Genomic DNA, 13,427 nt, shown 5'->3' with positions numbered 1-13,427 from the left:
CTTTAGGCCTGTGCGTTCTGGCGTTTGGACGAGATTTCCTGCGTCCCTTATCCATTGAGATTTGAGCTCAATTGCCGAGTTTGCTCCGCTGCCCCGCTCCGAGAGAGCTATGGATCTGACCAATAGAGACCTGATCGAACTTACTGACTTCAGACATCAGTTGCACCGGTATCCCGAGATCTCCGGCGAGGAGGCGGGCACCGCGCGCGAGGTAGTCGAATTTCTCTCGGAGAGCCACCCTGACGCCGTGATCTCGGGCCTTGGCGGCCATGGCGTGGCGGTGGTCTATAAAGGCCGCGCACCTGGACCAACCGTCTTGTTTCGCTCCGAACTCGACGCCCTGCCGATCGAGGAGGTGTCAGGAGTGCCTTACGCCTCACTTGTCCACGGTAAGTCGCACATGTGCGGACATGACGGGCACACTACCATACTCGCAGCCGTTGGTCGGCTGCTGGGGCGTCAGCGTCCGGAGATCGGTCGAATAGTGTTGCTGTTCCAGCCGGCAGAAGAGATAGGGTCAGGCGCTCGCGCGGTATTGTCTGATCCACGGTTCGCCGATATCGCGCCCGATTTCGCTTTCTCGCTGCACAACCTTCCTGGCGAGCCGTTGGGGGAGGTGCTGCTGCGGGCTGGTGTCGTAAACTGCGCCTCACGCGGTATGCGGATCAGCCTCGACGGAAAGACCGCTCATGCCTCGATGCCGGAAACGGGTGTCTCGCCTCTTCTGGCGCTGGGCGGATTGCTTCCTGCGCTCGGTGGATTGGGCAGCGGGACCTTCGAGGACGACGATTTTGCAATGGTGACCGTCACCCACGCAAAGATGGGCGAGCCCGTGTTCGGTATCGCACCGGGTAAGGCCGAGATTTGGGCGACGTTGCGGACGCGACTCGACGGTCGTATGGCGGCACTTTGTACCGCCGCCGAGGCACTGGTGGTAGAGACCGCGAAGGCGCATGGGCTCACCTTTCGTTTCGACTACCATGAGATCTTCTCTGCCAGCGTAAATGCACACGAGGCGGTGCAGCATCTCGCAGCAGCGCTGGACCAGGAAGCGATCACGCATCGTGAGGAGGGTTTGCCGATGCGTGCTTCCGAGGATTTCGGAGAATTTGGCGTTGGAGCAAAGTCCGCCATGTTCTTTCTTGGTGCCGGTGTCAGTCATCCGGCCCTGCATAACCCGGACTACGATTTTCCCGACGATCTGATCCCCATCGGGGCGCGCGTGTTCTTGCGGGTTGCGCGGAACCTGCTCGGATAGTTGGGCCGGCGGGATTTCCCCGCCGGCGCAAGAGGCTCAGCGTGCGAAATACTCGCGATAGTCGGTATCGTAGCCGAAGTACCGCGGACCGACGAGCGCGATGCCGGCCGGGGTAAGCCATTGCGGGTTGGACGGCATAGCCAGTGCCTTGAGGCGAAGGCCGTAGCGCAGCGCGTCGGTGGTCACCGGCAGGCCGGATTCTGCGTCGAGCACAGTGATCAGGTCCGGCGTTGTAAGGATGATTTTGCCGTCGCGCTCCGCCATCAGGAATTCGTTCTGGAAATCCAGCCGGAATTCGTGACCCTTCCATTCCTCGACGCCTTCGAAACGAGCGGCGCCGCGCGCAAAGCCACCGACGGTACGACGCTCGATGTCCTTGATGCGGCCATGAAAGACCACTTCGGCATCGAGCTTTTCGACGATGGCGTTGACCGGATCGACATGGCCGGCCTTGGCCTCGCGCAGGGTACGGCCGAGTTCGGAGCAGAGCGTGAGCGTGCCGCGCACGATGGCTTTCTTGGCCACCGCACCGGACATCGAATAAAAGGCGAGGAGGGCGGAGCCGCCCATTTCCACCGTCGCCGCGCGGGCAAGGCGCTCGGTCCAGGCATTGCTGACGGTCTCGAGCACCATCGAGTTGCCCTTGTCGTCGCACAGCACCATCGGCGTGGCGGAGACGCCATGCATGGTGAACGTGACCATCTGCAGTTCGGGATAAGCGCGGCCCATGCCGTCGCCATCGACCAGCGGCAGGCCGGCCATGGCGGCAACGACGAACGGCGTGGTCGAGTTGACCCCGCCAGCTTCGCCGCAGAGCACAGCGTCGATCTTGCGGCCGAGCAACTGTTCGAGCGCACGGAAAGCGTTGATCAGTTCCTCGCCCTGCGGCAGCTTCTCGGTCATCACGGTGGGCGCGCCCATCATCGCCACGGGGACAACCAGCGCGTCATCGGGCAGTTCGTCGATATCGACGAGGTTGACCGGGCCGTACTGTTTGATCGCCTGCTGGGCCATCAGCTTGCCGATATAGGGATCGCCGCCGCCACCGGTGCCGAGAATTGCTCCGCCAGTAGCGATGTCTTCCATATCTTCGGCATGGATGGTGCGAAGAAACTTCATGATGCGCTTCCTTTCGCCTCAGGCCACTTTGGGCTGGGACTGCAGCGGGTTGAAGGTGAGTTCGGGGTAGCCGAAGGCCGCCGGACCGACGACCTCCAGGGCTTTGGGTGTCTTCATCAGATCATGCGCCGGAAGCCCGATCACGGCGATGCGCTGGCCATAGCGCAGCACTTCGGTGGTGAGGGGCTCTCCAGTGTCAAGCTCGAGGTTGATGATCAGATCGGGCACCATGAGCACCGGAATGCCATCGACCCAGAGCACAAGGTTCTCGTTCTGGATGGCGATCTTCGCCTCAGAGCCCGCCCAGCCGCCGATGCCGGACAGAATCGCCTCGCCGCGGGCGAAGCCGCCAATGAGATGGCGGCGGATGTCGGTGATCTTGCCAGTGAAGAACAGTTTGCCGCCCGTCTCCTCGACAACCCTTTCGACGACGTTCTGGCGGGCCTTCCGCGCCTTGAGCACGGTGCGGCCGATCTGGACAGCCTGGGTGACGGTGGCGGGAACGGCGGTCTTGCGGACAAAATCACCCCGCATGGGCGGCAGGGCCAGCATGGCCGTTGCCCCCATATCGACGGTGGTATGGCGCGCCATACGTTCGAGCCAGAACATGTCGATGACGTGCTTGTAGACGACGACATTTCCCTTTTCGTCAGCGATTGCGGCCGGCGAGACGCTGCCCCCGTAGATGAAGAAGGTGCACATCTGCACCTCGGGGAAGGCACGGCCCATGCCGTCGCCGTCGACGACGCCAATGCCGAGCTTGGCCGCGGTGATAACCGGTTCCATGGCGTTGGCGCCGCCGATTTCGCCGGAGATCATGGCCGCCACCTCGATGCCGAGTTCGGCCTCCACGGCCGTCAGTGCGCGGGTGCCTTCGTCGCCCTGCTCGAATTTCTCGGCACTGACCACGGGAGCGCCGATGCCTCCGACCTCGCCGATCCAATCCTCTTCGGTAAGGACCTCAAGCGGGATGACCGGCACGGTCGCGCCCTGGCGGAATACCTCACGGGCCCGGAGGAAGCCGATATACGGATTGCCGCCACCGCCGGTGCCAAGAAGCGCTGCCCCGATGGTCAAGGCCTCAAGGTCATCGAACCCGAGGCGATAGCTCTCCTTGAGCGGTTTACGCGACATGCAATTCACCCACCGCCTTGACGCGGACGCGCGTAGCATTGCCAGGCAGATAGGCGAGCGGCACATCTTCCACATCGACGATTTCGATGGTGTCGGCCCTGGCGCCAGCGGCGATCGCCGCATCGGTGGCGCGCTGCTTGGCATCGGCGAGGGCAGCGTCACGGCTGATTTCGGCCAGGGCATAGACGCGGTCAACCTCACCCGAAACCTGGGCGATTGCGGCACCAACGGCGTTGGCGACGGCGAAGTGGTTCGGCTTGATCACCTCGAGGCCGCCGATCGGGCCATCGACGAGGATCGAGCCCCCGCCGACAACGATCACCGGCAGCGGATCGGGCGACAGGCGCGAGCGCTCGACGCAATCTTCCAGCATCGACATGATCTTGGCCTGCGTGCGGCGCATGAAGTCCGGCGTCAGGTGTGCGACCTTTGATTTGTCGCCCAACTCATAGCGGCCGGAGGCAACGACGACGTCGGAAGTGGTGAGTGTCTTGCCGCCGAAAATCAGGGATTCGGTGACAATTCGATAGCCGACCGAGGTGGGACCGACTTTGATGTCGCCACCCGATTCAACCACGTGCGAGCCGCCGCCCAGCCCGATCGAGAATACGTCGGGCATGCGGAAATTGGTGCGGACACCGCCCACTTCCACGGCAACGGTAGCCTGGCGGGGGAACCCCTTGTGCAGCGATCCGACATCGGAGGTGGTACCACCGATATCGATAACGATCGCGTCGGCCACGCCCGAGAGAAACGCTGCGCCGCGCATCGAGTTGGTCGGACCCGACGCGAAGGTCAGCACCGGGAATTTCTCGGCGAACTCGGCGTCCATCAATGTGCCGTCGTTCTGCGTCAGATAGAACCGGCCGCGAATGCCGATCTCCGTAATTGCCTTGCGGAAGGCCTCGATGACGTGCCGCGACAGATCGCGCAGGCAGGCGTTCATGATCGCCGCGTTCTCGCGCTCCAGCAGCCCGATGCGGCCGATATCGCTCGACAGCGTGATGTGCACGCCAGGCAGCGCCTTGGCGAAAATTTCGCCGGCCTGCTTTTCGAAATCATTGGTCACCGGGGAGAACACCGAGCTGATGGCGATGGTGTTGATGCCCTTGGACTTGATGTCCTCGGCAATGCCCAGGAGTTCCGCCTCATCGAGCGGGGAGATCACCCGGCCGTCAAATTCGTTGCCGCCATGGGCGAGGTAGCCCGTTCCACCGATCGCGACCTTCAGGTCGTCAGGCCAGTCTACCATCGGCGGTAGTGAGGCGGTGGCGGGAAGCCCAAGACGGACCGCAGCGGTCTTGGCAAGGTCGCGGCGCTGCACCACCGCGTTGGTGAAATGGGTGGTGCCGATCATCACCACATCGATGGCCGAGGCCTCCATCTTGCTGGCCTCGAGCACCGCTTTCAGCGCATTGACGACGCCGGTCATCACGTCGGCAGTGGTCGCGGCCTTCACGCCGGCAATGACGGTCGCGCCGTCCATGACGACAGCGTCCGTATTGGTTCCGCCCACATCGATGCCAATTCTGATCATTTTTCTGTCCTTTGGGAGGCTGATGCCGCTCCGGCCCGGAGCGCGATGAGTTGTTCTGCGGTTGGAATTTCCCCGTCGATCAGGGGGATCCTCGGCCGCATCGCCTCTTCCTCAGCCGAGATCACCGGGACGGAAGCGAGGAGGAGACGGGTGTAGTCGTGCTGCGGGTGCTCGAAGACCTGGTCGACCGGCCCGGTCTCGACGATCTGGCCCCGGTAGAGGACGCCGACCCGCTCCGCGAAATTCCGCATCAGGCTCAGGTCGTGCGAGATGAAGAGGTAAGTGAGGCCAAGCTCGCGCCCGAGATCGACAAGCAGATCAATGACCCGGGCCTGCACCGAGACGTCGAGCGCGGAGGTGGGCTCATCGAGGACGAGGAGCTTCGGCGCCACCGCTAGGGCGCGGGCGATGGCAACGCGTTGCTTCTGCCCGCCCGAGAGTTCATGCGGGTAACGCTCGGCAAAATTGGCGGGAAGCTGCACCATTTCGAGCAGCTCGGAGATGCGTTGACGGCGGGTCGCGCGCGGATGTCCATGAGCATCGAGCGGCACGGCGATGGAAGCGCCGATGCTGCGGCGCGGATTGAGCGAGGAGCCCGGGTTCTGGAACACCATCTGCACCTTGCGGCCATAGGCGCGGGTGCCGGACTGACCGCTGACGTTCTCACCATCCAGAACGATGTCGCCGGAGGTAGGCGTCGCGAGGCCCATGATCATGCGGGCGATCGTGGATTTGCCCGAGCCGCTTTCGCCAGCCAGCCCATAGATACCGCCCGTTTCGATCCGGAGGCTGACAGCATCGACGGCTTTTACCAGGCCTATCTGGCGGCCGAACCCATTACGGGTGGGGAAGTGCTTGGAGAGGTTCACCAGTTCGAGCATGGGCGTGGTCATTGGACCACCGCCTTCGCGCCGAAGCGGGTGCCGCCGGTGAGCCTCGGTACGGCGGCGATCAGCGCTTTGGTGTAATCGTCCTTCGGCGCCTCGAAAATCTGCGCGGTCGGGCCCTTTTCGACGACCACGCCCTTGTTCATCACATAGACGTAGGAGCTGGTTTCGCGCACGACGCCCAGATTGTGCGTGATCATCAGCAGCGCGAGCCCGCGCTCGTCGACGAGGTCCTTCAGGAGTTTGAGGATCTGCGCCTGGGTGGTGACGTCGAGCGCTGTGCCCGGCTCGTCGGCGATGAGCAGACGCGGCTCGGAGAGCAGCGCCATGGCAATCAGGACGCGTTGCCGCATGCCGCCCGAGAGCATGATCGGATAGCTCCTCGCCACCTGTTCGGGGTCGCGCATGCGGACTTGCGCCAGGACCTCATGGACCCGCTGCATGCGGCCGGCGCGATTGCGCACGCGTCCGAGCCGGCGGTCTGCGTACTTGAGGATGGTGCGCATCTGGTCGGCAATAGTGAAGACCGGATTGAGCGAACTCATCGGGTCCTGGAACACCATGGACATCTCTGTTCCGCGCAGTCGCAGCCGCTCGCGCGGCGGCATGGTGAGGAGGTCGCGGCCACCATAGGTGATTTCGCCCGAGGTTATGGTGGCCGGTGGATGGCGGAGGAGGCCCATGATGGCCTTCATCGTCACCGACTTGCCCGAGCCGCTTTCGCCCACAAGCGCGATCTGGCTGCGTTCGGGTACGTCGAGCGACACCGAATGGAGCACTTTGCTGACCTGGCCGTAAGTCGAAAACTCGACCGACAGGTCGCGGACCGAGAGGAGCGCGCTCATCGCACATCCTCCACGGCAAAGAGGTCGCGGAGGCCGTCGCCCAGCAGGTTGAAGCCGAGCGCGGCATAGAGGATGGCGCAGCCGGGCAGAACCGACTCCCACCAGAAATCGGGGAGGAACGCCGCGCCCTGCGCCACCATGGTACCGAGGTCCGGTGTCGGCGGACGGATGCCGAGCCCAAGGAAGCTGAGCGACGCTCCGACAAGGATGACGAAGCCCGCATCGAGCGAAGTCTTGACCGCCAGCGCGGAGACGCAGTTGGGCAGGATTTCACGGAACAGGATGTGGAGCTTGCTGGCCCCGAGGGTTTCCGCCGCCTCGACGAACTCCTGCGAGCGGAGCTGACGGGTGATCGAGTAGATAAGCCGGGTGTGCCAGGTCCACCACAAGGCGGCGATCGCCAGCATGGAATTGATGAGGTCGGGCGACAGCACGGCCGTGACCGCCAGCGCCATGACCAGCGGCGGGATGGCGAGCGCGACATCGGTCAGCCGCATGATGACGATCTCAACCCAGCCGCCGAAATAGCCGGCAACAAGGCCCAGCGTCGTGCCGATAGGAATGGCGGTGCCGAGCACGACAAGGACGAGCAGCAACGAAATGCGGAAGCCGAAGATGACGCGAGTGAACAGATCACGCCCGACATTGTCGGTGCCGAACCAGTGTTCGAGTCTGGGTGGCAGATGCCGCGCCTTGAAGTTCACCACCGAGCCGGCGTCCTTGGGAAAGGGCGTGATGTAGGGCGCAAGTATCGCCGCAAGGATGACCGAGATGACGATCAGCGCGCCGATTACGGCAGTCGGGTTGCGCGAGAAGCGGTACCAGTTCTGGTAGGCGTTGGAGAGCCGCTTGGGCTCGGCCTGCGCGGCCACGAGGTCGCTCATGTGCGGCGCCCCCGGATGCGGATGCGCGGATCGACGAACCCGACCAGCACGTCGATGACGAGGTTGACGATAACGAAGAATACCCCGGAGACCATCACCACCCCCATCACGGCGTTCAGGTCCTTCTGCAGGATTGTGCGGATGCCGTAGGCAGCCATGCCGGGCCAGGAAAACACCAGTTCGACGACAAAGGCGTTGCCGATGAGCGAGGCGAACTCGAGCCCGAGGATGGTGAGCGGCGCAACGAAGCTCGGCCGCAGCATGTATTTGAGCACTCGTACCGTTTCGGGCACGCCGAAGGCGCGGCTCGCCTCGATGTAGTCTTGGCTCGATATGTCGATCATGGCCGAGCGGGTAATGCGCGCCATCTGGCCCATGGTGGCGGCGGCGAGCGCGATGGAAGGCAGCAGCAGGTAGCGCAGCCCTTCGAGAAAGGCATCGAACCTGAGCTTCAGAATGCTGTCGAGGAGCACGAGGCCGGAAATGTCGGGTGTGAAGCCGAAATCATGCGGCATGCGCCCGGTAGTAGGCAGGATGTGGAGCACGTAGCCCGCGAGAATTTGCAGCAGCAGCGCGAGGAAGAAGCTTGGGGTAACGGCGGAAAAGATCGCGAAGAGGCGCACCAGATTGTCCGGCCAGCGATCCTTCCAGCGCGCGGCGATGATGCCGAGCGGCAGTCCCACGATGAAGGCAAGGGTGATGGTCGAAAGCACCAGTTCGAAGGTGGCGGCGAAGGTCTCGCGGATATCCTCGTTCACGGCGCGCTCGGTCAAAAGCGAGCGGCCGAGATCGCCGCGCAGGAGGCCCACCACGAAAAGCCCGTATTGTTCGATGATCGGCCGGTCTAGGCCCAGATTGTTCTGGAGTTCGACCACCTGTTCCTGCGTCGCTGTGGGGCCAAGCGCCATGCGCGCCGGATCGCCCGGAATCACCCGCGCGATGGTGAAGATCACGACCGAGAGCCCGACGAGCACCAGCAGCGACCACAACACCCGGCGAATGAGAAACAGCAGGAATTCCAAGCGAGATACCTTGTTATGAGCTAGCGCTCAGTCGAGACGGGTGTCGGAGGAACGTCATTCACACTCCGTCCCCGAACGTAGCCCAGGAACCCCGGCGAGCCGGGAGGTGGCGGCGGCCGACCTGAAGGCCGGCTGCCGCCGTCGATCATTTCCCGTGGCGGCTGTTCCGGCTCAGCAGGTCCAGCTGTAGTTGTGGAACTCATACTGGAACGACTGCATCGGCACGTATTCATAGCCGGTAAGGCACTTGTCGATGGCGTGCTGCTCGTTCTGCGTCAGCATGAACGCATCGACCTGCAGGTCCACCAGCTTGTGCTGCAGCTGCTTGTAGAGGTCGGCCTGCTTGGCAGTGTCGCCGGTCGCCCGGGCGTCGTCGATCAGCTTGTCGACATCGGCGTCCTGAAGCCATTCCAGCGAGGCCCAGGTGCCGGCCGCGCTCGAGTGATACTGGGTGAAGAACATCGAGTCGGGCGAGGGATAGGTCGGGGAAAAGAAGATCTCCGCGATATTGGGAGAGGTCTCGACCTTGGTGGCGAGTTCCGTGATGCGGTTCCACGGCTCCGGCTGCACATCGACGGTGATGCCGAGCTGCTCGAGATTGGCCTGCATCAGCAGGGCCACTTCTTCCTCGAACTTCAGGCCTGCGACGTAGGCGAGGCTGACCTTGATCGGCTGGCCGGCATATTTCGACTGGGCAAGCTCGGCCTTGGCGGCCTCGAGGTCGTAGACCGGCTTGGGCAGGTCTTCGGCATAGGCAGTCGCAAACGCCTGCGGCAGCGGGCCATTGAGCTCGCCGCCCGGGAAGATGGTCGAGCGGATGGTGTCGTAGTCGGTGGCGAGCGCGATGGCCTTCCTGACATGAATATCGTCGGTAGGCGCGGTCTTGGTGTTCAGCTTGAGGTTGAATACGGTCTGGGTCGGCTCGGTGCGGATGACGAAACGTTCGTTCTGGCCGAGCGAAGTGTAGGTATCGGGCGCCTGGGCCGAGCTTGTCATGGTCAGCTCGCCCGAAGCGGCCATCGACTTCACGGTCGCTTCGTCATTGGTAATGACCCAGTGGACCTCGTCGATCGGCTTTTCGCCCCAGCCACCGTAGTAATCAGCATTGCGCGAGATCACCATCGAAGCGCCACGATCCCAACTCGTCAGCTTGTAGGCACCGGCGCCCGCGACATGGTCGGCGAGATAGGTCTGGCCGTCATCGGTGCCCTCGTTCGCCTTCACCTCATCGGCATTGACGATCATGAAGGCCGGCACGGTGGTGAGGAAAGGTGCGAAGGTCTTTTCGAGGGTGAACTTCACGGTCTTGGCGTCAACGGCAACGACCGAGCCGGACTTGAGCACGCCGGCGAAGAGGCTTGCCGGGCCCTGGTTGATCTTGAGCAGGCGCTCGACGGAATATACAACGTCGCTGGCCTCGACAGGCGAGCCGTCCGAGAACTTGGCGTCGTCGCGGATCTTGTAGGTGACTTCCTTGGCGTCGTCCGAAACAGTCCAGCTCTCGGCGAGCTTGGGGACGATTTCGCCCTTGGCGTTCACGGTGACCAGCGCGTCATAGAGGTTCACGGCAGCCATATAGTCCGTGTAGTCCGAGATCTTGGCCGGATCGATGGTGCCGAAGATCTGCACCGTGTTCATGGTCACGGTCACCGCCATGGCGGGCGCCGCGCCCAGCATAAGAGCTGAGAGTGCAGTCGTTGCAAGTAGCCTGTACGTCGTCATTGCTGAGTTCCCTGTCCCGTTTGTCACCGCCCCGTCTGCAATTGCCCCGCAGCGGGAGGATGGGCCGGTTACGCCGGCGTCCTGTAGGTCTGGCGTCGCCTTGCGGTCGCGCCAGCCCGATAGACCAGCTTGGCGCGCCGCAGGCGCTGCCCTCAAGGCGCAACGAAGGCTAGGTTTTCGACTAAAACGTCTAGGTTCTAGCTCAGAAGGCCAAGCGCACGGGCGGCACTGATGGCCTCCCGCCGCCGCGAGCATCCGAGTTTGCGATATACGTTGGAGAGGTGGAACTTCACGGTCGCCTCGCTAAGGTCGAGGGCGTTGGCAATGAACTTGTTCGATGAGCCTTCGGAGATCATGATCAGCACCTTGGTCTCACGCCGGCTAAGGCCATTCTGGGCGCCGAGCGCCGAGTTGGGCAGGCCACCATCACGCAAGCGGCGCAGCACCTGCCGGACGGGGGCAGAAATCTCGAGATACTCGCCGATGCGGCGCTGCTCGATCAGCTCGCTGAGGAACACCCGCTCTTCGGCGAGGGGCGCAATTGCGCCCAGCCGCGCTGCCTCCTCGAAAACCTTCTGCAGCAGGGCGCGCGCCCGGGACAGGTTGCGCTGCCGCTTGTAGACGAATGCCAGCCAGACCTCAGCGCCTAGCCGTTGTCGGCCTGTAAGGTTGAGATTGCCGATGATAAAGCCAAGCTGCCGCTCAAGGTGAGGTCGGGTCGGCTGCTCGTAGACAATGTGGCGCAGCCACACCATCGCCTGGACGATGTCGTCGCGGTTCTTCAGCCGTTCCAGTTCCTCACCGGCGGCGGCGACCCAGGCGCGGGTGATCCGTGTACCGATTGCAGCTGTCTTTTCCGCCGCCTCCTGCCAGCGATTTGCGTTCTGCAGAATGGCCGCTTCGCGCAGCTCGATCATCACTCCGAACTGGCGGTTCGAGACCTGGTAGACGCGCCACCGGTCGAGGAAGTTGCGCGCTGCCAGGGTGGAGAAGTGCTCGCTGAGCGCTTGGCTGCCGTAGTGCAGGGCAAACTCGATCAGGCTGGGCCAGATTTCCCCGTGGACGAAGCCGTCGAGTTCGGTGCTGAGAAAACGGGCCAGCGGTTCGGGCTTTCCGCCCTCATAGTCGATGCAGGCATTGAGCAGGGCGAGCAGGCGCGCATCGCCCGGGCTGTCGAAGTCCACAGCGTCCAAGTAGCGTGCTGCCTGTTCGGCGTGCCGACGCGCACTGTTGGCATCGCCCATCAGCAGCCGCATCAGGGCTTGGTGCAGGCTGATGTAAAAGGCGAGCATTGGGACGCTCGCCTGCTCGTAGTGGTAGAGCGCACGCTGGGCGATGTCCTCGGCTGCCGCGAGGCGCCGACCGCGGATATAAAACTCCAGAACGGAGTTGTAGAAGCTGCCCCGCACGATGTGATCGTCGATCGACAGGTCGGCAAGGGTGCTGAAAACCTGTTCGAGCAGATCCTCTGTGAGCAGATAATCCTCGTAGATCAGCATGACGACCCGGAATGCGAGGAGGTCGGTACTGTAGCGCCCGCGATGGCTGAAGACGCTGTGAAGGTCATTGATACCGCTGCCGAAACGCTCAGCGATAAGGCGCCGAGCGCGTGTCACCTCGCCATGCTTGAGCGCCTGCATCGCAAGGCTCATCACCAGCGTGTCATTGCCGAGCGCGTATTCTGCGGGAAAGCCCGCCAGAACCCGGTCGAAAGCCGCGGCCCCATGCCGGTAGAGATAGAAGCGCCCCCCGCCGGCATCAAATGCGGCGAATGCCTCCTCGAAGCGGCCGATCGACTGCCATGTACTGATGGCATCTGTAAGCATGCCCAGAGTGGCGTAGGCCGCTGCGAGCTCGGCAGCGCGTTCAGGAAGGCTGCGCCGGTAAGCCATTGTCTCGACCATGGCATCACGCAGTGCTGGGCGGACGAGGTTGAACAGCGGCAGAAGCGCAGGCGTAGTCAGCTCGATGAGACGTCCGTTGAGCCAGGTGTCCAGCGCAACGAGATCCAGGGCGCTCATCGGGGCTAGGAACTCGTTGGCGAGGAAATATTCTAACTGCTCTGCATCGAGGGCAGACTCGCCTACCAATATCGGCCAGCCGCTCGATTGCTGGAGCACGCGGTTGACGAGCCTGACTGGCATGGCTGCCAGGAGCTCCTCTCGGTCGAGAAACAGTTCTGGTATGCTAAATCGGCGAACACGCCCGTAGACACTGGCCCGATCCAGCCCGGGCAGAAGCGTATCGGGTCGCTTCGCAATGACAATCCGCCGCGTACCAGACACAAAGACCTCGGGCAGAGGCGCAGGAACGCTCCCGGGTGGGATATCCCACAGCGTAACTGCGGCTGAGCCATCGGGGGGCGCCGTCGCAGAACAATGAACCGAGATACCGAGTTCAGCCGCCAATTGTCCCAGGAGGACCGATTTTCCCATTCCTGCCGGAGCTTCAAGCAGAACGATGGACTGCTGGCTTGCAAGCAGGTCGCGTCGCTTTCGCTCGCGATCGACTCGAAGTGTCTGCTTGCCAATGGTCGAGGGTGCCAAGTGCGCTATCCTGTGCGCCACATGCTCCCGCAGGAAAAGCAAGATTGCAACCGGGAAGCCACGGCGGCGTCAGCGTAGCCTTGGCGCAAGACTGGTGCCAGCTACCGCCACGCCGTTCAGCCAGATTGCGGAGAAAGCCCTGTGCGTGGCGCGTCGGACCCAGCTGCCGCGCCTACCGACCGGTGTAGCTACAGCGCGCCGCCACGTCGCATCAGTGTTCTAGGGTATGTAACTGAAATATTTGACAAAAAGGCTGGCTGGGGAACCTGGATTCGAACCAAGATTGACGGAGTCAGAGTCCGTAGTTCTACCGTTGAACTATTCCCCAAGCGCTTCAGGCCTGGAATGCGCGGGCGACAAGTGGTGCCCCGTGCATTTCGGCGAGCCTTCTAGCGGCATTTGTGCGCGGGATCAACACCCTGACACAAGCAATCTTCGCCATGGTTTCCCATAGCCAAGGGAACTGCTCTTGT

10 protein-coding genes and 1 tRNA gene are annotated in these 13,427 nt (G+C 62.9%); 1 reads left to right on the top strand and 10 read right to left on the bottom strand.

The features are described 5' to 3' along the window. Positions 1-109 precede the first annotated feature (109 nt). The gene (locus ACO06J_RS09300; protein WP_421760421.1) at positions 110-1,258 is read left to right on the top strand and encodes an amidohydrolase; all 1,149 of its coding nucleotides are present in this window, start codon (positions 110-112) and stop codon (positions 1,256-1,258) included. 36 nt (positions 1,259-1,294) lie between these two features. On the opposite strand, the gene ACO06J_RS09295 is transcribed toward ACO06J_RS09300, so the two are convergent. The 10 genes from ACO06J_RS09295 to ACO06J_RS09250 form a co-directional block, all read right to left on the bottom strand. Beyond that, positions 1,295-2,377 (bottom strand): DUF917 domain-containing protein, encoded by a 1,083-nt coding sequence (locus ACO06J_RS09295; RefSeq protein WP_421760420.1) that lies wholly within the window; start codon positions 2,375-2,377, stop codon positions 1,295-1,297. Positions 2,378-2,395: 18 nt separating this feature from the next. Then, positions 2,396-3,511, bottom strand: coding sequence for a DUF917 domain-containing protein (locus tag ACO06J_RS09290; protein ID WP_421760419.1), 1,116 nt, complete (start codon positions 3,509-3,511; stop codon positions 2,396-2,398). After that, on the bottom strand, positions 3,501-5,048 hold the full coding sequence (locus ACO06J_RS09285; RefSeq protein ID WP_421760418.1) for a hydantoinase/oxoprolinase N-terminal domain-containing protein: 1,548 nt from the start codon (positions 5,046-5,048) through the stop codon (positions 3,501-3,503). The genes ACO06J_RS09290 and ACO06J_RS09285 overlap by 11 nt, the downstream gene beginning before the upstream one ends. Continuing rightward, positions 5,045-5,941: an ATP-binding cassette domain-containing protein gene (locus tag ACO06J_RS09280; protein WP_421760417.1), complete on the bottom strand. Its 897-nt coding sequence runs from the start codon at positions 5,939-5,941 to the stop codon at positions 5,045-5,047. The genes ACO06J_RS09285 and ACO06J_RS09280 overlap by 4 nt, the downstream gene beginning before the upstream one ends. Next, on the bottom strand, positions 5,938-6,780 hold the full coding sequence (locus ACO06J_RS09275; RefSeq protein ID WP_421760416.1) for an ABC transporter ATP-binding protein: 843 nt from the start codon (positions 6,778-6,780) through the stop codon (positions 5,938-5,940). Before ACO06J_RS09275 ends, ACO06J_RS09280 begins: the two co-directional genes overlap by 4 nt. After that, positions 6,777-7,664: an ABC transporter permease gene (locus tag ACO06J_RS09270; RefSeq protein WP_421760415.1), complete on the bottom strand. Its 888-nt coding sequence runs from the start codon at positions 7,662-7,664 to the stop codon at positions 6,777-6,779. Before ACO06J_RS09270 ends, ACO06J_RS09275 begins: the two co-directional genes overlap by 4 nt. Next, complete coding sequence (locus tag ACO06J_RS09265) at positions 7,661-8,686, bottom strand: ABC transporter permease (RefSeq protein ID WP_421760414.1); 1,026 nt, start codon at positions 8,684-8,686, stop codon at positions 7,661-7,663. Before ACO06J_RS09265 ends, ACO06J_RS09270 begins: the two co-directional genes overlap by 4 nt. Before the next feature lie 171 nt (positions 8,687-8,857). Next, on the bottom strand, positions 8,858-10,408 hold the full coding sequence (locus tag ACO06J_RS09260) for an ABC transporter substrate-binding protein (RefSeq protein WP_421760413.1): 1,551 nt from the start codon (positions 10,406-10,408) through the stop codon (positions 8,858-8,860). Between the two features lie 197 nt (positions 10,409-10,605). After that, on the bottom strand, positions 10,606-12,552 hold the full coding sequence (locus ACO06J_RS09255; protein ID WP_421760412.1) for a response regulator transcription factor: 1,947 nt from the start codon (positions 12,550-12,552) through the stop codon (positions 10,606-10,608). Between the two features lie 656 nt (positions 12,553-13,208). Continuing rightward, positions 13,209-13,282, bottom strand: a tRNA-Gln gene (locus tag ACO06J_RS09250). Positions 13,283-13,427: the final 145 nt, after the last annotated feature.

Source organism: Devosia sp. (assembly GCF_965229025.1).
In the GTDB taxonomy this organism is placed as follows: Bacteria; Pseudomonadota; Alphaproteobacteria; order Rhizobiales; family Devosiaceae; genus Devosia_A.
This window is presented reverse-complemented; position numbering and strand designations above follow the sequence as displayed.

What these genes read in the sequence shown, in the direction of transcription:
- ACO06J_RS09300 (WP_421760421.1), top strand. Translation starts at nt 110, where the DNA reads ATGGATCTGACCAATAGAGACCTGATCGAACTTACTGACTTCAGACAT.
- ACO06J_RS09295 (WP_421760420.1), bottom strand. Translation starts at nt 2,377, where the DNA reads ATGAAGTTTCTTCGCACCATCCATGCCGAAGATATGGAAGACATCGCT.
- ACO06J_RS09290 (WP_421760419.1), bottom strand. Translation starts at nt 3,511, where the DNA reads ATGTCGCGTAAACCGCTCAAGGAGAGCTATCGCCTCGGGTTCGATGAC.
- ACO06J_RS09285 (WP_421760418.1), bottom strand. Translation starts at nt 5,048, where the DNA reads ATGATCAGAATTGGCATCGATGTGGGCGGAACCAATACGGACGCTGTC.
- ACO06J_RS09280 (WP_421760417.1), bottom strand. Translation starts at nt 5,941, where the DNA reads ATGACCACGCCCATGCTCGAACTGGTGAACCTCTCCAAGCACTTCCCC.
- ACO06J_RS09275 (WP_421760416.1), bottom strand. Translation starts at nt 6,780, where the DNA reads ATGAGCGCGCTCCTCTCGGTCCGCGACCTGTCGGTCGAGTTTTCGACT.
- ACO06J_RS09270 (WP_421760415.1), bottom strand. Translation starts at nt 7,664, where the DNA reads ATGAGCGACCTCGTGGCCGCGCAGGCCGAGCCCAAGCGGCTCTCCAAC.
- ACO06J_RS09260 (WP_421760413.1), bottom strand. Translation starts at nt 10,408, where the DNA reads ATGACGACGTACAGGCTACTTGCAACGACTGCACTCTCAGCTCTTATG.
- ACO06J_RS09255 (WP_421760412.1), bottom strand. Translation starts at nt 12,552, where the DNA reads ATGCCAGTCAGGCTCGTCAACCGCGTGCTCCAGCAATCGAGCGGCTGG.